Here is a 744-nt window from a genome sequence, read left to right as displayed (position 1 = left end):
CCGCCGTGACCAAGCCCAAGACCAGCCAACCGGCCGCCTCGAGCAAGCCGAGCGGGCCGGCACCCAGCCTGGTCAAGCCGCCGCCGGTGGCCCCGCCCAAGCAGCCGGCCGTTAAGCCGCCCGCGGCGGTGGACACCCGGCCGGTGCGCAGTGCGGAGAACCAGGCCCATCCGATCGCGTTGGTGCCGTATTCCCAGCAACGGGCGCCGTGGATCGAGCACGCCTACGCGCAGGCCAAGAAGTGGTCGGGCAAGAAGGAAGCGGTGATCACCCAGACGATCAACTTCCACGAGGAAATCGGCTACGGCAAGCAGTTCAAGACCATGGCTGGCGGAGACAACGCCTGGTGTGCCTCCTTCGTGAACTACTGCATGCGCAAGGCCGGGTACCCCATCTCCAGCCCGCATCCGTACCGCGCCCGCTCCTTCGCCGCCGACACCACCAACTACGTGCAGATCGATGCACCGGTATTCGGCGCGATCGCGCTGGTCAAGACCAGCCACGTGGGCTTTGTGTACGCACTCGATGGCAGCAGCCCGATCCTGCTGGGCGGCAACCAGAGCGACCAGATCAACTTCGTCAAATACAATCCTGCGTCGCTGCGCTATTACGTGCCCAAGGCCTACCTGGCCTTCGCCAACAAAGAACTGAAGGACCCGAAACTCGATGCGACCCACGCCAAAACCCTCAATGACGCCCTCGGCATCGTCGTCGTCGTCAAGGCCAGCGGCAATGAGCGTTGAC

1 protein-coding gene is annotated in these 744 nt (G+C 64.7%); it reads left to right on the top strand.

Translation table 11 applies throughout. The features are described 5' to 3' along the window. On the top strand, positions 1–743 hold a 743-nt coding region (locus DBR34_RS15235; RefSeq protein WP_181394031.1), incomplete at its 5' end, for a TIGR02594 family protein. Position 744: the final 1 nt, after the last annotated feature.

The sequence above is a fragment of the Stenotrophomonas sp. HMWF003 genome, assembly GCF_003061285.1.
Lineage (GTDB): Bacteria > Pseudomonadota > Gammaproteobacteria > Xanthomonadales > Xanthomonadaceae > Stenotrophomonas > Stenotrophomonas maltophilia_AP.
This window is presented reverse-complemented; position numbering and strand designations above follow the sequence as displayed.